Origin of the sequence: Wolbachia endosymbiont (group A) of Ancistrocerus nigricornis (assembly GCF_947250785.1) — a bacterium.
Lineage (GTDB): Bacteria > Pseudomonadota > Alphaproteobacteria > Rickettsiales > Anaplasmataceae > Wolbachia > Wolbachia pipientis.
Map to the genome: position 1 here is coordinate 63321 of NZ_OX366348.1, position 21703 is coordinate 85023.

Annotated in this window: 22 protein-coding genes and 3 pseudogenes; 14 read left to right on the forward strand and 11 right to left on the reverse strand. The window is 34.5% G+C overall.

Annotated features, from left to right (window positions below):
• The first annotated feature begins 10 nt into the window (after window positions 1–10).
• Window positions 11–1285 carry an APC family permease gene (locus tag OOK90_RS00310; RefSeq protein WP_010082345.1) on the forward strand — a complete coding sequence of 425 codons (1275 nt, stop codon included), beginning with the start codon at window positions 11–13 and terminating at the stop codon, window positions 1283–1285.
• A 213-nt stretch (window positions 1286–1498) separates the two neighbouring features.
• On the opposite strand, the pseudogene OOK90_RS06665 reads toward OOK90_RS00310, so the two are convergent.
• Window positions 1499–2459, reverse strand: a pseudogene (locus tag OOK90_RS06665) (IS110 family transposase).
• 320 nt (window positions 2460–2779) lie between these two features.
• Window positions 2780–3232, reverse strand: coding sequence for a hypothetical protein (locus OOK90_RS00325; RefSeq protein ID WP_015589289.1), 453 nt, complete (start codon window positions 3230–3232; stop codon window positions 2780–2782).
• 140 nt (window positions 3233–3372) lie between these two features.
• Between OOK90_RS00325 and OOK90_RS00330 the strand changes: the two genes are divergently transcribed.
• Together OOK90_RS00330 and OOK90_RS00335 are read left to right on the forward strand one after the other, a co-directional pair.
• The gene (locus tag OOK90_RS00330; protein WP_010962945.1) at window positions 3373–4407 is read left to right on the forward strand and encodes an aspartate-semialdehyde dehydrogenase; all 1035 of its coding nucleotides are present in this window, start codon (window positions 3373–3375) and stop codon (window positions 4405–4407) included.
• Window positions 4408–4809: 402 nt separating this feature from the next.
• A complete protein-coding gene (locus OOK90_RS00335; RefSeq protein ID WP_255356250.1) occupies window positions 4810–4941 on the forward strand; it encodes a hypothetical protein in 132 nt (43 codons plus the stop codon).
• Window positions 4942–5289: 348 nt separating this feature from the next.
• On the opposite strand, the gene OOK90_RS00340 is transcribed toward OOK90_RS00335, so the two are convergent.
• Complete coding sequence (locus OOK90_RS00340) at window positions 5290–5790, reverse strand: Smr/MutS family protein (protein WP_010082340.1); 501 nt, start codon at window positions 5788–5790, stop codon at window positions 5290–5292.
• Window positions 5791–5882: 92 nt separating this feature from the next.
• Between OOK90_RS00340 and rlmB the strand changes: the two genes are divergently transcribed.
• The 4 genes from rlmB to OOK90_RS00360 all read left to right on the forward strand — a co-directional run bounded on the left by rlmB (window position 5883) and on the right by OOK90_RS00360 (window position 9134).
• The gene (gene rlmB, locus OOK90_RS00345; protein WP_038199241.1) at window positions 5883–6647 is read left to right on the forward strand and encodes a 23S rRNA (guanosine(2251)-2'-O)-methyltransferase RlmB; all 765 of its coding nucleotides are present in this window, start codon (window positions 5883–5885) and stop codon (window positions 6645–6647) included.
• A 79-nt stretch (window positions 6648–6726) separates the two neighbouring features.
• Window positions 6727–7449, forward strand: coding sequence for a Bax inhibitor-1/YccA family protein (locus OOK90_RS00350; protein WP_010962942.1), 723 nt, complete (start codon window positions 6727–6729; stop codon window positions 7447–7449).
• Window positions 7450–7986, forward strand: coding sequence for a cytochrome c oxidase assembly protein (locus OOK90_RS00355; protein ID WP_010082343.1), 537 nt, complete (start codon window positions 7450–7452; stop codon window positions 7984–7986).
• 170 nt (window positions 7987–8156) lie between these two features.
• Window positions 8157–9134 carry a quinone oxidoreductase family protein gene (locus OOK90_RS00360; protein WP_264705924.1) on the forward strand — a complete coding sequence of 326 codons (978 nt, stop codon included), beginning with the start codon at window positions 8157–8159 and terminating at the stop codon, window positions 9132–9134.
• Window positions 9135–9490: 356 nt separating this feature from the next.
• Here the strand turns inward: OOK90_RS00360 and OOK90_RS00365 are convergent, their stop codons facing one another.
• A complete protein-coding gene (locus OOK90_RS00365) occupies window positions 9491–10432 on the reverse strand; it encodes an IS5 family transposase (protein ID WP_264705925.1) in 942 nt (313 codons plus the stop codon).
• Entirely contained in the window at window positions 10417–10569 is a 153-nt protein-coding gene (locus OOK90_RS00370) for a hypothetical protein (protein ID WP_155975182.1), read from the reverse strand. Before OOK90_RS00370 ends, OOK90_RS00365 begins: the two co-directional genes overlap by 16 nt.
• A 107-nt stretch (window positions 10570–10676) precedes the next feature.
• On the opposite strand from OOK90_RS00370, the pseudogene OOK90_RS00375 reads away from it, so the two are divergent.
• A pseudogene (locus OOK90_RS00375) lies at window positions 10677–11659 on the forward strand (IS4 family transposase); the annotation flags it as partial.
• A gap of 193 nt (window positions 11660–11852) precedes the next feature.
• Here the strand turns inward: OOK90_RS00375 and OOK90_RS00380 are convergent.
• Window positions 11853–12800: an IS110 family RNA-guided transposase gene (locus OOK90_RS00380; RefSeq protein WP_264705926.1), complete on the reverse strand. Its 948-nt coding sequence runs from the start codon at window positions 12798–12800 to the stop codon at window positions 11853–11855.
• A gap of 216 nt (window positions 12801–13016) precedes the next feature.
• On the opposite strand from OOK90_RS00380, the pseudogene OOK90_RS00385 reads away from it, so the two are divergent.
• The 5 genes and pseudogenes from OOK90_RS00385 to OOK90_RS00405 all read left to right on the forward strand — a co-directional run.
• Window positions 13017–13424 (forward strand): annotated as a pseudogene (locus tag OOK90_RS00385) (IS4 family transposase); the annotation flags it as partial.
• A 157-nt stretch (window positions 13425–13581) separates the two neighbouring features.
• Window positions 13582–14580, forward strand: a complete 999-nt coding sequence (locus tag OOK90_RS00390; RefSeq protein ID WP_264705928.1) for a hypothetical protein — start codon at window positions 13582–13584, stop codon at window positions 14578–14580.
• 46 nt (window positions 14581–14626) lie between these two features.
• Entirely contained in the window at window positions 14627–15196 is a 570-nt protein-coding gene (locus tag OOK90_RS00395) for a hypothetical protein (RefSeq protein WP_264705930.1), read from the forward strand.
• 177 nt (window positions 15197–15373) lie between these two features.
• Window positions 15374–15721, forward strand: a complete 348-nt coding sequence (locus tag OOK90_RS00400) for an IS630 transposase-related protein (protein WP_022626382.1) — start codon at window positions 15374–15376, stop codon at window positions 15719–15721.
• 167 nt (window positions 15722–15888) lie between these two features.
• Window positions 15889–16224: a transposase gene (locus OOK90_RS00405; RefSeq protein WP_049973597.1), complete on the forward strand. Its 336-nt coding sequence runs from the start codon at window positions 15889–15891 to the stop codon at window positions 16222–16224.
• Window positions 16225–16640: 416 nt separating this feature from the next.
• On the opposite strand, the gene ubiB is transcribed toward OOK90_RS00405, so the two are convergent.
• Window positions 16641–18071, reverse strand: coding sequence for a 2-polyprenylphenol 6-hydroxylase (ubiB, locus tag OOK90_RS00410; RefSeq protein WP_070356945.1), 1431 nt, complete (start codon window positions 18069–18071; stop codon window positions 16641–16643).
• Window positions 18068–18808 carry a metal ABC transporter ATP-binding protein gene (locus OOK90_RS00415; protein WP_038199232.1) on the reverse strand — a complete coding sequence of 247 codons (741 nt, stop codon included), beginning with the start codon at window positions 18806–18808 and terminating at the stop codon, window positions 18068–18070. Before OOK90_RS00415 ends, ubiB begins: the two co-directional genes overlap by 4 nt.
• Here OOK90_RS00415 and OOK90_RS00420 point away from each other — a divergent pair.
• Window positions 18800–19681 carry a zinc ABC transporter substrate-binding protein gene (locus OOK90_RS00420; protein ID WP_010962934.1) on the forward strand — a complete coding sequence of 294 codons (882 nt, stop codon included), beginning with the start codon at window positions 18800–18802 and terminating at the stop codon, window positions 19679–19681. The genes OOK90_RS00415 and OOK90_RS00420 overlap by 9 nt on opposite strands.
• 232 nt (window positions 19682–19913) lie before the next feature.
• Here the strand turns inward: OOK90_RS00420 and OOK90_RS00425 are convergent, their stop codons facing one another.
• The 3 genes from OOK90_RS00425 to rpmG form a co-directional block, all read right to left on the reverse strand.
• The gene (locus tag OOK90_RS00425) at window positions 19914–20855 is read right to left on the reverse strand and encodes an IS5 family transposase (protein WP_264705925.1); all 942 of its coding nucleotides are present in this window, start codon (window positions 20853–20855) and stop codon (window positions 19914–19916) included.
• 308 nt (window positions 20856–21163) lie between these two features.
• Complete coding sequence (locus OOK90_RS00430; RefSeq protein ID WP_264705934.1) at window positions 21164–21439, reverse strand: helix-turn-helix domain-containing protein; 276 nt, start codon at window positions 21437–21439, stop codon at window positions 21164–21166.
• 25 nt (window positions 21440–21464) lie between these two features.
• The gene (gene rpmG / locus OOK90_RS00435) at window positions 21465–21665 is read right to left on the reverse strand and encodes a 50S ribosomal protein L33 (RefSeq protein WP_010082633.1); all 201 of its coding nucleotides are present in this window, start codon (window positions 21663–21665) and stop codon (window positions 21465–21467) included.
• Window positions 21666–21703: the final 38 nt, after the last annotated feature.

The window sequence follows — 21703 nt, forward strand, 5'->3', positions numbered from 1 at the left end:
AAGAATTATTGTGTCAAATAAAATAGGTTTTTGGGCTATTTTTGCCTTAGTGATTAGCAGCCAAATTGGCTCTGGAATTTTTATGCTTCCAATTAGCCTTGCTCCATATGGCATGTATAGCCTTATAAGCTGGATAATATCAGGGCTTGGTGCTATATCTCTTGCTTTAGTTTTTGCCTCACTCTGCGCAAAATTTCCGGAAACGGGTGGCCCTCACGTCTATGTAAAGCATGCTTTTGGCCCTGCTGCAGCTTTTTTTGTTGGTTGGACGTATTGGGTGATCTCATGGGTTAGCACAACAGCCGTAATAGTTGTGGGTGTTGGTTATCTTACACCATTTTTCCATGAAGATATTCAAAACGTACATCTGTTTTTAGAGATGTTATTACTTACAATTATTACACTAATAAATTTTAGAGGAGTAGCTACTGCTGGACGTGTTGAGTTTTTATTGACGGTGATAAAAATTTCTGTATTGCTTGTAATACCTATAGCAGCATTGTTTTTTTTTGATAGAAATAACTTCATCATAAGTGAAGAAATATCAAATCTTACAACATCGCAGATTCTTGCCCGTTCTACACTTATTACTCTATGGGGTTTTATTGGAGTTGAATTGGCAACAGCACCTGCAGGGTCAGTTGATAATCCAGCTAGAACAATACCAAGAGCTGTGGTACTTGGAACAATCTCTGTTGCTGTTGTGTATTTTATCAACAATCTTGCAATTATGGGATTAATAAATGGCAATGATTTAGCAAGTTCAAGAGCACCATATGTTGACGCAATAAAAATTATGGCCTCTGGCAATTGGCACTTGATTATTTCTATAACTGCGTTCATTTTTTGTGTTGGTACTTTAAACGCTTGGGTACTAGCTAGTGGACAAGTGGCCCTTGGCCTTGCAAAAGATAAACTGATGCCACAGTTTTTTGCTCAAAGAAACAAGCACGGTTCTCCTTTCTGGGGCATAACAACTAGCTCAGTTGGAACTGCAACTTTACTAATCCTCACTTCAAGCAACAATTTTGCTAAGCAGATCACATCAATTATCGACTTTTCTGTAGTTTCATTTTTATTTGTTTACCTTGCATGCAGTCTTGCTTTTCTCAAAGTTATTGTGCAAGAAAAGAGTTGTTACAAATTTTTAATTGGCAGTATAGCAACAACCTTTTGCTGCTGGGTAATATTTGAAACTTCTGTGAATACCTTGCTGATCGCAAGCTTATTCACTGCAAGTGGCGTACCTCTTTATTTATTTTGGTATCGCAGAGTTTCTGTATAGCAAATGTTATGTATCTGTTCAGCAGAGTGGCAAAATAAGGTAGACGAGAAAAGACAACTATAGGAAGAAATGGGTGTCATGCCAGTGCGTGACACTGGCATCCAGTTCTTTCGCGCAGTTCCATCAAAAACGTTGTAAAGGATTAATCGCTTTCGTGTTTACCAACTTAGTGCCCAATCTGGATCCCAGATACTGTCTCTGCTGTCAAACAAATTATCCAACAAAATTACAATTAAATGGTTGATTATTTTTAAGAATACCAAAAAAGACATGCATTAATTTTCGCATTAACGCAAGAACTATGACTTTTGGACATTTGCCTTTACTTGCTAGACGCTGACAAAACTTTTGAAAATGATTATTATGGTTTTTGACTACTATAGCTGGCATATAAAGAGCTTTTCGAATACGCTCAGATCCTATTTTGCATATGCAACTTCTCTTACTTACTGACGATCCCGATTGATAATGTCCTGGATTTAGACCAGCAAAAGCTGTAAATTGTTTAGCATTGTCAAAGTTATCAACTGATGGCATTTCTGCGACAACAGCAACAGCAGTAAGATATCCTATACCTTTTATAGTCTTAAGGTTTTCCACCATATTTTTTAGATGTGGATAGTTATTTATATGCTCATTAATTTCTTTTTCGAGAACAATAATTTGCTCCTCTATTGCCAAAATTACTTTAGATATAGCTTCTTTGCAACTGGAATGCATATTTTTGTTTTCCAAGCGATTTGTCTGTTGCACCTTATCATCTTTTAGCGATTGCATGCAACGGTAAAGCTCCCTCAAATGCCTCATTTCAGGTGCAATGGGCTTCCAAAGAGCAGGTTTGTTGGCGATACAAAATCTAGCTATCATAGCTGCATCTGATTTATCTGTCTTATTTCTGAGCAGCTCACTTTTGCCAAAAGCTTTCTGGGTTTACTATACTGACATTATGTCCTAAATCGTGCATAAAAGTAGCCAAATCTTCTCCATACCAACTAGTTGCTTCAAGACATAAATGAGTAAGATTTGCTCCATGGCCATTGCACCAAACTACAAGTTTTGCAAAACCATCTTGATTATTTTGAAAGACTTTGTGTCGTTTTTTACTGTCCACTAACAAACAAACATCAAATTTCTTTTTTGAAATATCCACACCCAAAATAGCATTTACTTGCATAAAATTGCCTCCAAGACTATAAATAAACTGAGAGTTTAGACTAACCTTGTAATACGGGATATAATTCCAAAAGATACTGTTCAGTCTTTAACTCTATGGGAGGGAAGCAAAATCTGGCTTAATGGCATTAGTGTCGCATCAGCTTCACCCTCCCTGTGAGGTATTTTAGCTCTAATGCCTCACATCATAAAGATACAAGTGTCACGCACTGGGATGACGAGAAAGGAGCACTGGAATTTTTGTTTCAATATTTGTACATGAGCCATGCATCTGAACAGATACAATGTTATAACTAGAGATAATTTTTAAATGATTGATATTTATGAACTACGACTTTTCTTGTTGTCCACTTGTTCAACATTACCCTTCTCAAGTTTACTATCTACTTCTTTTGTGTGTTCATCATCTATACTAGTTTCATCTTTTATCTTACTAGGGTAATCTTCCTGCGATTTTTTATATGCTTCCATGTTGTCATATATAGGGTTACTGATGATTTCTATTTTTTCAGGTGTGAAAATCCTTGCTAAAAATCTCCTTATTATTGGTATTGACCTTAAGAGATCTCTTAGCTTTGAAGATTCTTGTCTTTTGTTTAGAGACTGTTGGTCTATTTTAGAGGTTTTTACACCATACTTTTTATCATCAAAATTTATTGTAGGCTTTCTTTTATTCGAAAGAACACTTTGGGCCTTTGATCCATTGGTTCCTTCAGGCCCTTGAGGTGTAGACATTGCAGGTTTAACCTTAGTTTCATCGTATTCCTTACTCATCTTTCATTTCATTATGTAACATTACTAATATTGCATAATAATAGCTAAATTACAATTAATTGCAAGGTAAAAATATTAAAACAATTGTAAATTTTGTCAGTAAAAATATAATAGAACTTTAAAATTAGAGGTTCATCTATATGAGATACAAAATTGCTGTTATTGGAGCAACCGGAAGAGTAGGGCGTGAGGTATTAAGCACGCTTGCTGAATTTCAAGATGAGGCGATAGATTGCGTTATTGCACTTGCATCGAAAAAATCAGAAGGGAAGAAGGTGAGCTTTGGTGACAAAGAGTTAACAGTTTTATGCCTTGAGGATTATGACTTCGTTGGAACTAATGTAGCCATTTTCTGTGCTGGATCTCATGTTTCTGAAGAGTATGTACCAATTGCAACACAGGCTGGATGCATCGTGATAGATAACAGTTCCCATTTTAGAATGAAAGAGGGTGTGCCACTCATTATTCCAGAGATTAATAAAGAAAAAATTATGGAATATAAAAACCACAACATAATATCCAATCCAAACTGTACTACAATACAGATGCTGCTAGTACTACATCTATTACACCAAAAAGCAAAAATAAAGAGAATCGTTGCTTCAACTTATCAATCAACTTCTGGTGCAGGCAAAGCAGCAATGGATGAGCTCTATGACCAGACAAAAAAAATCTTTATGAACGAAGCTAAAAAACCCAAGATATTCTCTAAGCAAATAGCATTCAATTGCATTCCCCATGTAGGAGAATTCATGGAAAATGGCTCTACAGAAGAGGAATGGAAAATGCAAGAGGAGACAAAAAAAATTTTAGAGGAAGATATAAAAGTTACTGCAACTTGTGTAAGGGTACCCGTCTTTATCGGTCACGCTATGGCAGTAAATGTGGAATTTGATCAACATATCACTGAAGAACAAGCTCGTGAAGTGCTAAGTGAAGCCGAAGATAGTGGAGTTTTAGTGTACAACAGGCGTGAAGATAGTGAATACATAACTCAAATTGATGTTGTACAGGAGAATGCTGTATATGTATCGCGTATTAGAAGAGACAATACTGTTGAGCACGGATTAAATATGTGGATAGTGGCTGACAACCTGCGCAAAGGCGCAGCATTAAATATAGTGCAGATTCTTGAGATTTTGATAAGAGAGCATTTGTCAATCAAGTGCATATAGAGCGCACGTACGTTGTAATTCGAAGGAAATTGTATATCACATGGCAGCGCGTGACGCTGGAATGGCTTTGTTGCATCGCTACTTATGAAAGGCTAACTATAATTAGGATTATAAGCAACTTATTGAAAATCTTGTTTTTTTTGCAATCAATCTGATCAAATTTAAGAATAGTAACTTGTTATTTATATTAATAAATTTAATTCTATTGAAAATAGCTAAAGCATTGAAATTCTTGAATTTTAGCCGGATTAGTGAGTGGTAGTGAAATTTCTTTTACTCAAATTTAGGTATTCACTGACCGTTCTTGTTATAAATACCAGAATAATAAGCTACTGATATTCTCCACCTTTTTTATCTTTAATCCATCATAGCTAGCGATGCAACAAAGCCGGCTGGATTCCAGTGTCAAGCACTGGAATGACACCATTTGCTGTGCAGTTTACCTTCAAAAATGAATGTTCGTACAGCTATGGAATAAATCGCGGTATGACGGTTCGCAGCGGTATAGTAACTCGTCACCCCGCTACTTGTTAGCGGCTGAGATACCGCGGCGGTATGACGTAGAAGCTATACTTTTATACTCACCAACTCAGTATCCAATCTGGATCCAAGTAGTCAAGCTATTCGGATGACACCCTCATAAAGTGAAATGAGATCCCGCTAACACGTAGCGGGATGACGAGAAAGGGGCTACTCGGATGACACCCTCATAAAGTGAAATGAGATCCCGCTAACACGTAGCGGGATGACGGGAAAAGAGGTACTGGGAGACATCCTTCCTGGTAGACCCAAATCACAATGTTCGCACAGTTGTGCGTCACGCGCTGCCGAACACTGTATGGTTATACAAGAAAAATTAAGGCTTAAAAGGAATTTTAAGTATCAGGACTCAAGGTTTTTATTCCTTCTTAATAAAACATAAAAAGCCCCTTTACCACCATGTTTTTTCGTAGCTTGTTGGTAGTATAGAACCATATGCTGGATTTTAGTGTCATTTAACCATTTATTTAAGTTACTCTTTATAGTGTCTGTTTTGTTTGTTGCACTGCCGTATCCCGTAATTACCAATAAACATCTATTTCCTGCTCGATAATTTTTGATAATAAAATCTATCAATTTACAGTAAGCATCCTCTATATTATAGCCATGCAAATCGAGCTTATCGCTTATAAAATATTTACCCCTATCAACTTTTGATTTTGTGTTTTGGTCAAGACAAAATGATGAGTTACTATTATTGGTATTAAGAAAATTCCCTTGTAAGTCGGAGGTACCTTTATCAACCATAGACTTTATATTTACTTTATGATCAACTTTCAAAGTAACTTTTCCACATTTTATTGGCTTAACATTTTTTTGCCAATCCAACTCATCGTCCGACATAAACGCATTAATCGAATTGTATAATTTTACAACAATATTCAAACATAGTAAAATGTTGCTTATTCTATAAAAACCCGATTTTCAATAATACGATGAAATCGTCAAAAACTAATGAGAATTTTTGGCTGTATGGAAAGCACACCTGCATGTCAGCACTGAAGAATAAAAATAGGCGGTGTATAGAACTGTTAGTAACAGAAAATTTCTATAGAGAACACGAAAAAGAAATTAAGCAATATGCAAATAGTAAGGGCATTAAAGTTCGATTAGTAGAAAACAAAATACTTAATGACGTTTTACCCAAAGGTGCTAACCATCAAGGAATTGCTTTAAATGTTGCCCCTATTCTTTATAACTTAAGCATCGAAGAAGTAGCTGAAAGCTCAAACGACAGTTCTACTATAGTCATTTTAGATCAAGTCACTGACACGCACAATATTGGATCAATTTTAAGAACTTCAGCTTGTTTTAATGTCGACGCATTGGTTTTACCACATAACCATTCACCGAGTGAAAATGCATCTATTGCAAAAGCAGCAAGTGGGGCTTTAGATATTGTTCCGCTAATATACGTTACAAATATAGTAAAAACTATGCAGTATTTAAAAAAGGTCGGCTACTGGTGTTACGGGTTTGATTGCAATGCTAAAGAAAATATAGATGAAATAAAGAGTTTTGAGAAAAAAAGAGTAATTATTTTTGGTTCTGAAGAGAAAGGAATGCGGAGGTTAGTTAAAGAAAATTGTGATTATCTTTTAAAAATCCCAATGTCAAATGCAATTAACAGTTTAAATGTTTCAAACGCAGCAGCAATAGGCCTATATTCTATTTATATTAAAACAAATGCCAGCGCATAGCTGTTTATAATAAAAACACTTGATAAAAATATGGTTTTATATTATAATATGTTAAGTAATGGATAAAAGGAGTTATATTATGTCTTATATGAGAAATGAACAGGATATTCGCTCTCAAGGCGTTTATTATAGTGCTGGGCTTAGAAGTTACCTAACTAAAGTATATAATTACATGGCTTTAGCTTTGGGCGTCACAGGGCTTGTTGCATTTTTAACAGTATTTTCTGGTCTTTTTCAAGTAATTTATTCTAATCCCGTTCTATCGCTTGTGGTAATGTTATCTCCGGTTGCATTGGTGTTCTACATGTCTTATAGAATTCAACACCTAAGTGCTCAGTCTGCCGTTACTATATTTTTCTCGTTCTCAGTGTTAATGGGGCTTTCCTTATCTTATGTTTTTATAGTTTATACTGCAGAAAATATAGCAAGGGCGTTTTTCATTACATCAATCATGTTTGGCTCTATGGCTTTATATGGCAATACTACAAAAAGAGATCTTACAAGTATGGGCTCTTTCTTGATTATGGGAGTTTGGGGGTTAATCATTGCGTCTATAGTAAATTTATTTCTTGGAAGTAGTCCTCTCCACTTTGCAATATCGTTCATATCAGTAATAGTCTTTACCTTAATGACTGCGTATGATGCTCAAAGAATCAAGGACGTTTATTATAAACATAATGACGGATCAGAAGTTGCTACTACTAAATTGGCAATACTCGGTGCAACTAATCTTTATTTTGACTTTATTAATATATTTCTCAATCTACTCAGGTTACTTAACTTGTTCAACAATAGGGATTAGATGTTTTCCTTTTTAAGGAAAGGCAGTAAGAATTCTATAGTTTTCTTTTTAGTATCTTTAGTTGTGTCGATGATATGTCTTGCATATGCATCGGTACCTCTATATAGCATTTTCTGTAAAGCTACTGGGTATGGTGGCACAATAAGAAAAGTAACTAACACAACAACAAATATAACTAACCAAAAGATCAGGGTCCATTTCAATGCTGATATAATGTCCGATCTACCTTGGGAGTTTAAATCAGAAACTAACTACGTTGACGTAAACATAGGAGAACAAAGTTTAGCGTTTTATTACGCAAAAAATCTATCTGATCAGCCTTCATTTGGTATGGCGGTGTATAATGTTACGCCTTTCAAAGCAGGTAAGTATTTCAATAAAGTTGCATGCTTTTGTTTTGAAGAGCAAATGTTGCTACCAAAACAAAAAGCAGCTATGCCCGTATCTTTCTATATAGATCCTGAGATAATGCTTGATAGTAATACAAAAGATTTGGGCGAAATAACACTATCATACACGTTCTTTAAGCTTAAGTAACAGAATGTTTGCAAACCGTGTCATTTCAGTAATCAATAGGGTGTCATCCAAGTAGCTGACACTGGAATGACAGGAGGTAACGCAAGAAGTCTATTGATTGTGAAAACAATAACTTTGCAAAATATTAATTGTTAGATAACATAATCAAAGTTTTTATCTTAATATTCATCATGGTTAGAGCTATACAAATTAAAAAAACTGGGGGACCAGAAGTATTAGAATTTGTAGATAAGAGTATAGGTGAGCCAAAAGGCGAGGAAGTTTTAGTACGTCACACAACTATCGGCTTAAATCGTTATGATTTAGAGCACAGAAAAGGTACACGCAAAATTAAAAATTTACCATCAGTGCTTGGGGTAGAAGCAGTGGGAGTTATTGAAAAGCTTGGTAAAAAAATCAGTGATGGATTGAAGGTTGGAGACAGAGTTGGATATTGCACAGCTCCTCCAGGGGCATATTGTGAAAAGCGCATTATACACCAGAAATATCTGATAAAAATTCCAGATGACATATCTGATGAAGTTGCTGCTGCAGTGCTGTTTAAAGGTATGACAGCTCACTATTTAGTTAATCAATCTTATAAAGTTAGGCCTGGTGCTTTCGTGCTAGTTTATGGGGCTAATGGTGGTTTAGGACAAATAATATGCCAATGGGCAAAGGATAAAAAAGGTGTAGTGATAGGTTCTGTAAGCTCTGATGAAAAAATGAAGATAGCTTTACAAAGTGGCTGCACATACGCAATAAACTACAATGATAAAGACTTCGTTTCTAAAGTTATGGAGATTACGCAAAACAGAGGAGTAGGTGCAGTGTATGACCCTATAGGTTACGCTACAAGCAAGCTTTCTTTTGAATCTTTAGGCAGGTTCGGCATATACGTTTCCTATGGGCAGATATCAGGTAACGCTCCTATTAGTTTTTCTTTACTTAGTTCACGTTCGTTATTTGCAACTGGAACCTCAATATACCATTATAAGCATGATAGATTCACATTAGTGCTTACCACAATGGAAATCTTCGAGATGATAAGAAAAAAACTTTTAACTGTACGGATCAATAAAAAATATAAATTTGATGAAATAATTCAAGCACATCGTGATATGGAAAATAGAAAAGCGAGTGGGTTAAATATTATCAAAATCTCTTAAATAAATTAGTAATTTAAACTAACCATTCATTAAGTCATATCAACTAGAACTTCACATATTTAATTCTCCTTTTGGGGGAATTAAAAGCATATAGCTAAACTGACTTAGATTTACCGACAACCGTCATCCCGCTACGTGTTAGCGGAATCTATACCGCGAATAGACTTCTTGCATAACCCAAATTAAGTAGAAAAAGGTATCATCCGAGTAACTGACACTGGTTCCTTTATGACGGTAGTAGCCCCCCTTCTCCTGTCATTCCAGTGCTTCCTTTCTTGTCATCCAAGTAGCTGACACTGGGATGGCTTTGTTGCATCACACTTTATGAGATGGTGATTTATGGTAAATTCATGTAACTATCTCAAATTTAGCCATACCAATATCAGTGAATTTATTAAGCAAATAGCATTTAGTTCTTTTTCTCGATTTATCTCAGATTTATTCCTAAAACTAAATCCGAATATTTGCTTTAATCTTGAGAAAAACCCTTCAATATAAGATCTTTTCCCATAATTTACTTCTTTTTTCCATTCTTTCATGCCATCTTCACCGTATAATTTTATTAACCTAATAGCAGCATTCCTGTCAGACATATAATCTATTTCTGGATGTTCTGCCGCATTGTTTATTGGTGGAATTTTTGTCTTTATACCATATTCGTTACACAACTTATAAAACTTGTGCCTATCACATGCTCTATCTGCATATAGTGCTTTTATGGCATGCTGAAAATCAACTTCTTTTAGCAAATCACAAGCTCCATAGTGATCAGAGTAGACACCGTTACTGTATTTTACAGCTATGGCTTTTTTGTTGTTTATATTCAACATTACGTGCAATTTTCTCGTTTGCTCATAGCCACGATATTTTCTGTCAGTGCTATTTTCCTTGCTGTGACCAGGAGTGTTGTTGTATATACTAATTCCTGTACTGTCTATAGCAATTTCGATATCTTCCATATTATTTTTATCAATTCTGCAATCATTTATCTTAATATTAAGTTTCTCAAACCTTCTTGATGCTTGTGAATAGCTGATAACTGCCAAATCTCTTCCTATTTGTTGCAAATACCCTTTTATAAACCCGACTGTTTGTCTTAAACCAATTCTAAAGAAACTGACGATTATATGCACCAAAATCACAACTTTATCACTATAAATATAGTTGCCGCCCTGCATTTTTGGACAATTCTCGTACCAATTTTCTATGGCGTCATTGATATAACAAAAAATGCTTCCTCTTTCTTGGAGAAATTTGTTATATTCATGGCAGTTACTGACTCTCATTTTTTGTGGCATATTTTTTCTTCAACAGTTAAATGGCTATTTATAATGAATTTTGTCAGTAACTGCCAGTTCTTTTCACTTGAGCGATGCAACAAAGCCCACTGGGATCCAGTTTCACCTTGTGATGGTGTCATGAAAGTAGCTGACACTGGTTTCCATCCAAGACGGTGTCATTCCTTACTATTACCCACAAATATAAATGGACTAAAAAGTAAAATATTACAATATTAAAGTTTGCAAATATTGAGGGTGTAAAATGGCAAGTAAAAGTAGTGAATGGGCTAAAAATGAATTTGGAGATAAAAGGTTAACTGAGCGATTAGTAAAGATTGCTGATATGTTTGACAAAATTACCTGAAAGTTAGATTAATCAAGCATGTGAAAGTTGGTCAGAAGCAAAAACAGCATAACGTTTTTTTCAAAATGAGAATGTAAAAGAAAGTGATATTTTAGCTACACATATTAATAAGACGGTTGAGAGAACAAAAGCTCACAAGAGGGTTCTTGTCATTCAAGATACCAGTTACATTGTATATAATAACCATAAAAAAACAAGCGGATTAGCAAATTTGTCCAGTTATGATACTGCAAAAGGTATTATAATGCATACAGCTCTTGCCGTTAGTATAGAAGGTTTGGTACTAGGGATACTAGATCAAAAAGTTTATTCAAGACCTGAAGAAACTGAGAACCTTAAAAAAAAGAGCGATCGCATTGAAGATAAAGAAAGCGTAAAGTGGTTGGAAACTTTAAGAAAAACAAATAATATTATTGATCCAACTCAAACTGAGACTATAACTGTATGCGATAGAGAAGCAGATATATATGACTTTTTTGAGCTTGCACATAATCTTAATTCGGCAGTGCTAGTTAGAGCATGCAGAGATAGAGCAGTAAATAGAAAATCTCGATATCCTGAAAAAGGTGAGCAGAAGTTATGGGCATTTATTAAATCCTCTCATTGTGCAGGTACGGTAGAAGTTGAAGTTCCTGTAAAAGATAATAAGCCAAAAAGAACAGCACGTTTGGAAGTTAGATTTGGAAAGTTTATGATGAATCCATCTAAGAATAATATTAGGCATAAGACGGAAGAACTACCTAAATTACCACTTTATGCAGTTTATGTTGTTGAGAAAACTCCCCTTCCCTTAAAAAAAACCGCTAGAATGGATGCTATTAACGAATCTTTCAGTTAATACTTTCGATGAAGCTGTTGAAAAAATTAGTTGGTATCAACTATGTTTTTTAAAAATTTTTTTATTTGTGTAATTTTGCAAATTATATGGGCAATAAAAACCCGTTTGTCATAGAAATAGAATTTTATATCAAACAGCTACCACAGCAATTTCTGCTTAAGCTAATGAATATGTGCTTTAAGTCTGTGTGGACGCACATATTCATTAGCCAATTTCAGTTACCGTTGTGAAGATTTTTAAGTATGCAAATTAATTGCTTCTTTAAGTCTTGTATTAGCAATTACTATAATTTTACGCATTAGGGCTGTTATAGCCACCATCTTCTTCTTACCACTTTCAACAAGCTTAGAATAAAAGGCGCCAAGTATAGATTTTGACCTTGTAGCAGCCATAGCGGCTGTAAAGAGCTTTGAACGAACGTTACTTCTACCACCTGTAATCCTTCGGTAACCAACAGCTTTACCACTTTCTTTTGGATGCGGTGCAACTCCGGCAAGAATTGCTACTTCTTTTCTATTTAAGTAACCAAGCTCTGGCATTAAACACAAAAAATCTTGTGATAACTTTTTACCTATTCCAGGAACTGTTTTAAGAATTTTTTGGCGTTGTTGTAATTCGCGGCTTTCATCAATAATCTTTTGTATAGTATCATTGAGTTCGTTTATTTGACTATCGAAAAACTCAATGGTCTTTTGACAGCTTTCTTTTATATGATCATTTTCCGGTGCTTCAAGTCTGCATTTTTCTTGAGTTCTCATTTGCGTAATATCATCACGACGTTGACAAAGTGCAGCCAAAGTTGATTGTTCTGTAGAGGTAGGTACAAATAGAGAGATAGTTCTATGGCGTTCAAATCCATATTGAGCAAGAGCTCTTGCATCTGATCTATCAGACTTTGCTAAAGTTCCGTGAGATAAAATAAAGCTTTTTACTTTACGAGTATTAGCTCGATGCACGGCAATATTTTTGTCGGTAAGAAAATGTGATAAGCCAAGCTCATATTTCCCTGTATTTTCTAAAGTCACTAAAGCATTAGGTAGAATATCTGAAAACTCTTGAAATAATTGTTGCCAACCAGAAGCATTATTATCAAATTCGACAGCATTCTTCTGTTTGTGAATTGCAACGACATTTTTAAATTTTCCGATGTCAATGCCAATAAAATTTTGATAAGATGTAACCATAATAAACCTCGATAGTTTTAGTTAATTTAAGATTGTAAACGGGTGCATATATATGTCCCAAGCAACTATTCAAACGTATCGAGAGATAGGGCTAGCGTACCTTGATACCAACGGTTGTAATACCAATTTCCTTTCGGTCGCGCACGCCCGCTATTCCTAGTGAGCAGGGTTATCTTTCTCTCTTATCTCTTTTATATCACGTTTTTAACTTACAATTGCCTTAGATGGAAAATAGAGATATTACATAAAATTTTAAATCCGGTCTCAAAGTTGAAGAATGTAGGCTTGGAATAGCAGAAAGACTAATGAGATATCTAACAGTTATGAGTATTATTGCTTGGAGGATCTTCTTTATTACATCAATTGCAAGAGCTAACCCAACATTACCATGTACTACCTTATTAGCTGAAGAAGAATGGAAAGTTTTATACGTTAAAATACACAGAAAACCATGTCCAAGTGTAGTTCCCAACATAAAAGAAGCTGTTTCATGAACTTGGAGGCCATTTAGCAAGAAAAAATGACCCAAAACCAGGACCAATTACTCTTTGGAAAGGATATAAACGTCTCTTTGATTTAGCAGAAGGATGGCGACTTGCTCACGAACTTTATATTTGTGGGTAATAGTAAGTTGTTAGGGGGATCTGGAGATACCGCGGCGGTATGACGTAGGGAAATCTTACTTATTATAGCTATAGTTCTACATGAATTACAAAAGTAATATTTACTAGATCTTAATATTTTAGATCTATATTTTAATAAATAATGAGCTGTAATTAGTATGAATAATCCATTTAAAAGTGAGAACTATAAAAAAAATCTCGATTCTCTGATCAAAGCTGTAAAGCTAGGAAATGCAGAGAAACAATATAACAAAACGTTAAGGGATTTATCTCATGCATTAGAAGGTTTTACAGGTGAGGCAAAAGGTATAGCTGAGTTTGTTATATATACTGACTTGAACAATTATGTAGAACAGCCATTAGGTCTTTTTAAAACATTAATGAATAGAATTTTGGGAAAAAATTTTCCAACCAAGAACAGTAGTATAAGTAATTTTGTAAATGATGAGTTGTCAAGTTTCACTTTAGAAACAGCAGCTAAGTATACAAGAATTTTAAAAAAAATTGATCTCTTGGAACAATTAGAAAAAGATTTCAGAAAAAATAATATTTTAAAAGATTCTTTAAATTTAGAACAAAGTGAAAAGAGTCAAGGAAAAGATAGATCACACGAAGTGAGTTTGGAAGGTAGAAAGCAAAAGGAAGTTACTTTTGAGCTGCGAAAAGAAGAACAGCCGAAAGAAAAATTAGGTGGTAATCGCATGAGGCAAATAAAGCGACCAACAACAGCACCTCCGGCTGCTCCAGATTCGAGGAAGGTACGCTTTAAATCAGAAATATCCTCAGATGGAGAAAGCAAGGCAAAGTCTACATCTTCTTTACTAAAAGGAGCTAATAGTTTTAGTATGCCTGATGCTAAGGAAAATCCTTCTGAGGATTCAGGCTATGAAAGTTCATTAGATCAGGGGTCTGAATATGAAGACATATCAAATTATCAAGAGAAAAAGCAAAAGGAAAATCCTTTATATGAGCAGAGAGAAGATTCAGGCTATGGAAGTTCATTAAATGAAGAGTCTGTATACAAAGAGATATCAAATTATCAAGAGAAGAAGAGTAAAATTTTAATAGAAAATTCGCAGAGTTCAAAATCGCCCAAAGAAGAGCCAATTTATGCAACAGTTCCTAAAGAACATATAGAAGCAAAAAGAGAACCGTAAGCAGAAACAACAACCTCAATCCCTCGTACCACCAAAACCACCGCAAGTGCCAAAAAAAATGTTTACTACTGGTCAAGAAGTTAGACAAGAATCGAAAGTGGTAATCAAAGATAAACCTGCAGTACCGCCAAAGCCTAAAAATCTAAGCCGTGCTAATCAAAAAGTAAGCACAGAGCCAAAAGTAGTAGGAGTAATTCTTAAAAAATCAGCTGAAAGAGTACCACTAAAATCTGAAAATCAAGACAATAGGAAATCAGCACAAAAAGCTGCTGGTAAGGCGATACCAAAAGTAGCAGCAGCTACTATGAAAGGAGGAGCTAATCGCGAGATGGGCAGTAAAGTAAAGGCATTAAAAGAAAAATTTGAGCAAAATCAAGCAAAAGGAAATGCTAATGTACAGCTTGCTGAAAGCAAAACCACTCCAGCAGCACAAGCGGATATCGGTGTGAAGAAAAAACAATCTCATTCATTTCTAACAGAGAATAAAAGATCTGCAACGAAACACGTAACAGCAAAATCTGATCCAAAATCTCATGTCAGCAAAAATTCCCTTCTCACGCATGCAAATGTAAAGGAAATGGTTGCACAAATTGAGAAAGGAAAAGGAGGAAGATAGTAACATTTGGGAAAAAAACATATGTGTCAAGTCAAGAGATTGTGAGCAAATTTAGGAAATTATAGCTAAACTGACTTAGATTTACCGACAATTTGAAAAACCGTCATTCCGCTAACTATAGTATTTTCAAAAGCGAATGATAAAGGTATAATATGTTTTTTTAAAGTAGGGAAAGCGATGGTATATAGTGTAGATTTAAGGGAAAAAGCAGTGTCTTTGGTAGAAAAAGGAAAGTCAAAGGTTGAAGTTGCAGAGGTTTTTGAGATAGGGATAGCAACACTATATAGATGGCTAAAAAAGAAAGCTACTGGCCAAGGTCTCAAAGCGGTAAAAAGTACTGGTTTTATTCGAAAAATAGATCCAGAAATACTCAAAGAATATGTCAAAAAACACCCAGATCACACACTAGCAGAAATGAAACAAAACCTTGGCTTTGGGATAAGTGCAATTTGGTATAGATTAAGACAGCTAAAAATAACCTTTAAAAAAAGTCACATTCTATCAAGAGCGCAATCAAGAAGATAGGCAGCAATTTATCGATAAAGTCTCAAAAATAGACCACTGTAGCATTTTATATATAGATGAAGCAGGAGTTGATAATAGACTATACCGAGAATATGCACGAGCTCCAAGAGGAGAAAAAATATATGCTGATGTTCCAGGAAAAAAGCGGGAAAGAGTGGGTATAATAGGTGGATGAGAAGTTTATTGCACCAATGACCTTCACAGGAGGGTGTAATAAAGATATATTTAATGTATGGTTAGAGCGAAGATTACTTCCACAATTACAGCGTGATACAACCATAGTTATGGATAATGCTACATTCCATAAAACTCCCAAAACAAAGTCATTAATAGAGTCTTTTGGCTGTCATTTGCTTTATCTTCCAACATATTCACCTGATCTAAATCCGATAGAGCATTGTTGGCACACCATCAAAAGTTGCCTCAGACCTCTAATGCATCAATGTACAGACTTACACCTTTTAGTTGGTAATACCATTTTAGACGTTTATCATTCGTTTTAGAAAATACTATAGTTGAAATAGCGCAGTTACTCACCCCATAAATTTGGTGCTCTCTTTCAATCAAAGGTGTCTTGCTGCTTGAAATGTTTTCTTTGTAAAAATTTGGCTTATCTTTATATCATCTCATTCAAACAGCATTAACATAACTTATGCCTTTTTTGGATGTAGAAATTTTCTAGGAATTGTCTTTTTGAATTCTATGGTATTTTGTTTAACATTGAAACAAGAGGCCAGTGTCACGCACTGGCATGACACCCATTTGTTCCTATAGTTGTCTTTTCTCGTCTACCTTATTTTGCCACTCTGCTGAACAGATACATAAAGAAAGTGGAAAATTGGACATTCTCAACTCGGCTCCTGCAGATTAAAAATTAAGTTGAATAAAAATTGGATTTGACGCAGTTTTTTCCCATAGTTTAAGAAATTAAAAGTTTAACGATTAGAATTATAATTACAAACCACAATAAAAAATAGACTTTTCCATTTGATTTATTTTTAATTTGGATGTTTTCTAATTTTTTATCAGCTATTAGGTTTAATTTTTCTATAAGGCTAAATATCCCTTGGATTGTTTTTACAGGATAAGAACTTCTAATTTTTTCCCTATACCCTATTTTATTTTCATGTTGACTGCTTATCCACGCTTCAACTACTTTCCACATATTGATTTCTGAGTAGATCTTTCTACATGTCCCTTCCAGTAAAATCATAGTTTTCTGCAGCAATAACAATTGTGTTTGAACTTTCATATCAAAATCACCAGTTATTTTTAATAGCTGAGCAAGTAAACTAGCAAATGAAATCTTCTGTATAGGCTGCCCAATAATGGGTTCACCTATTGCCCTGCAAGCTGTGACAAAATTTCTATGCTGTGATGAAACATAACCAGCCCTAAAGTGCATTTTTGCAACGTGATCATAATCCCGATTTAAAAAGCCTTTGAGTATCTCTATAACGTAATAGCATGTCTCACGATCTATTCTACCCATGATTCCACAATCCAGGGCAATAATATTGTTATTACTATCAACCATTAGATTTCCAGGATGCATATCAGCATGAAAAAAACAATCCCTGTATACTTGATTGCAAAACGATTCTATAAGATTGATAGCTATTTGCTTACGATTATTCAGTTTTTCAACTTCGTATATTGGCGTTGCTTCTATCCATTCTAATGTTAAAACCTTTTTCGAAGTTCTATTCCAATCTATTTCAGGTACGTAAAAACCTCTGTCATTTTTTGTGTTTTCCTTTAGTTCCGAAGAGTGAGCAGCTTCAAAACGTAGATCTAACTCTAATCGGCAAATTTCAGCAAAAGTTTTGACTAATTCAATTGGCCTCAGCCTTTTTGATTGTTCGCTAAATTTTTCTGCAATTTCTGCAAGCCAAGAAAGCATTTTTATATCCCTTGAGAATGTTTTCTCAATATTTGGCCTTAAAACCTTCACAGCAACTTCCTTACCCTCAGTTGTAACCGCTCTATGCACCTGAGAAATCGATGCTGCTGCAATTGGCTTTTCAGAAAAGCTTGAAAAAATGTCGCTCAATTTACAATTAAACTCACTTTCTATAGTTTTAACTGCTATTTTATGTGAAAATGATGGCAATCTATCACATATCAATAACAAGTTATTTGTTATATCCTCATTTAAAACATCAGTACGTGATGAGATAGACTGCCCAAACTTAATGAACACCGGACCTAATTTTTCAAGAGCACACTTTAGCTTGTGGCCTTGTATTTTATTTATTGATTTTTTTGATGGTGGAAGTAAATAAGGTAATATATTGTAACGCGTCAGCACCGTAGTTATGTGCAGAAGACGCAAAATATTTTGAATCATTTCGCTGCGTAACTGCTAAATATTTCATTTAGGGTTCTATTTTTCATAATCTCATCAGGCTTGCCTTGGCAATAGATAGTATTATTTATACAAATTATGTAATCTGAGGATGGTAGAGCAGAGTTAAGATCATGAGAAGTCATAAGAATCGATACCAATCGTTTTTTTGCTATTTTATTTATAATATCATAAAATTTAGCCCGCGCGTTAATATCCATTGCACTAACTGGTTCATCTAGAATGATCAAGTCAGGCTCTGCAATTAAACAACGTGCAAGCAGTAATAATTGTGTTTGCCCTGCAGAAATTTCTAACACTTGATTTTTCAAAATGTTACCGATACCAGCCAACTCTATCGTTTCTGTAATAATGGATTGATTTTTCTTTAGTCTTTTCAAGGAGCTATTTAAAAGAAAATATTCAACTGTTATTGGCATCAAATTACTAATACTAAAATTTTGCGGCATGTAGCTAATTTTTGTGTTCTCAGCTAACACAATATTTCCAGTATAATTTTTATTTATACCAGCAATTGCTTTCACTAAAGAGGTTTTACCTCCACCATTTGGACCAAGTATTGTAATTATGTCTCCTCTTTCCATGAACATATTGATATTGTCAAGGATTCTTTTACCATCATATGCGAGAGCAAGATTTTCTATTTTTAGAACACGATTATTGACATTATTCAATTTATTGACAAAATTTAACTTCTTCTCAACGTTTATATGAGACATTTACTGGCTTTTTTTCTATTACTTTCACTTACACTATACTATAATATTGCCTTTTCATCCAATTTAAAAGTTGTAGCTACAATCAAACCTATCCACTCACTTGTAGCTTCTGTTACAGAAGGGATTTTAGAACCGGAATTGCTTGGCTATGCAACATCTGCACATAATTATATATTAAAGCCATCTGATGCGAGTAATTTAGAATCAAGTGACGTTATATTTTATGTTGACGATAACTTAGAGACGTTTGTTCAAACTTTCGCCAAAAATAATAAAGAACTAGTGCAATTGTCAAAGGCAATCAACCTACTTCCTACTCGGCCACATTCATTTTCTAGAAAAATCACTCACATTCAAGATGAAAAAGATTTACACATGTGGCTGAGTCCCGAAAATGCAAAGAGCATGATACTTTCTATAAGTGCAACATTGTCTGACATAGATAAAGGAAATTCCCATCGATACAGTTCTAATGCAACAAAAGCTATAAAAAAAATAGACCAAGAAGTAAAAGAAATCATGAAAGAACTGAATGATTTTAAAAATCAAAAATACATCGTTACTCATGATGCTTATCAATATTTTGAAAAATATTTCGGTCTAAATCATCCAAGCGCTATTCTTTCCATAGAAGAGGATTCTTACATAGGTATGAAGAGTTTAATGAAGCTAAAAAAGATAATGAAGGAAGAAAACGTTAAATGTATATTTGCTCATTCACAGGAAGATAGCATAAAGCCTAACGCCCTTTCTAATGACGCAAAAATGGTAGTTCTTGATCCTATTGGATCAGACATAGAGCCTGGAAAAGATGCATATCTAGCTATAATCAATAGCATTGCACAAAATTTTAAGTCTTGTTTTGTTGAGTAATAAGTTCCCTTTTAGCTTACTGTTTTATTGTTCTACAAATCAAGAAGAAGTGAGTTTACAACAAATGGTGTCATTCCAGTCTGGAATCCAGCTTTTTCATAATCATCAAAACGTTGTATTTTAACATAAAATGGCTGCTTTTATGCTTACTAACTTAATAAAATTCCTGGATCCCAGTGGGCTTTGTTGCATCACACTTTATGAGATGGTGATTTATGGTAAATTCATGTAACTATCTCAAATTTAGCCATACCAATATCAGTGAATTTATTAAGCAAATAGCATTTAGTTCTTTTTCTCGATTTATCTCAGATTTATTCCTAAAACTAAATCCGAATATTTGCTTTAATCTTGAGAAAAACCCTTCAATATAAGATCTTTTCCCATAATTTACTTCTTTTTTCCATTCTTTCATGCCATCTTCACCGTATAATTTTATTAACCTAATAGCAGCATTCCTGTCAGACATATAATCTATTTCTGGATGTTCTGCCGCATTGTTTATTGGTGGAATTTTTGTCTTTATACCATATTCGTTACACAACTTATAAAACTTGTGCCTATCACATGCTCTATCTGCATATAGTGCTTTTATGGCATGCTGAAAATCAACTTCTTTTAGCAAATCACAAGCTCCATAGTGATCAGAGTAGACACCGTTACTGTATTTTACAGCTATGGCTTTTTTGTTGTTTATATTCAACATTACGTGCAATTTTCTCGTTTGCTCATAGCCACGATATTTTCTGTCAGTGCTATTTTCCTTGCTGTGACCAGGAGTGTTGTTGTATATACTAATTCCTGTACTGTCTATAGCAATTTCGATATCTTCCATATTATTTTTATCAATTCTGCAATCATTTATCTTAATATTAAGTTTCTCAAACCTTCTTGATGCTTGTGAATAGCTGATAACTGCCAAATCTCTTCCTATTTGTTGCAAATACCCTTTTATAAACCCGACTGTTTGTCTTAAACCAATTCTAAAGAAACTGACGATTATATGCACCAAAATCACAACTTTATCACTATAAATATAGTTGCCGCCCTGCATTTTTGGACAATTCTCGTACCAATTTTCTATGGCGTCATTGATATAACAAAAAATGCTTCCTCTTTCTTGGAGAAATTTGTTATATTCATGGCAGTTACTGACTCTCATTTTTTGTGGCATATTTTTTCTTCAACAGTTAAATGGCTATTTATAATGAATTTTGTCAGTAACTGCCAGTTCTTTTCACTTGAGCGATGCAACAAAGCCATCCCAGTGTCAAGAACTGGGATGACATCGTAGGGGTGCTGGCCTGATAACCGTCATCCCGCTACTTGTTAGCGGGATCTAGAGATACCGCGAATGAATCGCGGTATGACGGTTCGCGGCGGCATGACGATAAGGTTTATACCTTGTCATCCCAGTGCTTGACACCGAGATTGATTTATCTTGTCTACCTTATTTTGCCACTCCGCTGAACGGATACCATATTATGCAGGTTTAGAATTATGCTTTATTCTTACGTTTATGTCTTGGCCCAATACAATCAATAAGTTAAGCAAGTATTCTAAGGAGAACCCTTTGATTTTTGACCTATTGATTTGAGATACTTTAGGTTGATCAATCTTTAGAGCGTTTGCTGCTTTTTTCTGTGTTGTGTACTTCTTACTTATTAATTGTGCAATGACCTTTATTAATTTCAGTCTTGTATCTTTCACATCCCCCAACTCTACTATTATAGGATAACTTAATTGTAAATTTTGCATAATAATAAAACTCCTTATAAAAAAATTACTTTAGTTTTTCTTCTTTAAATAACACATGCCTTCTGACTACTGGGTCATACTTCCTAAACTCCAGTTTTTTGGTGAGCTTTTTTGGATTACGCTTTTTTACATAAAAATAGCCAGTTGATTTTTCTTCACCAGTTTTTGTTATCTTGATTGCAGTGCTGACTAACTTAACGAGCAAAGAAGCATTTTTTTTCGCCATACTTATAATGATATAATAAATTCTATGCGAGTTTATTA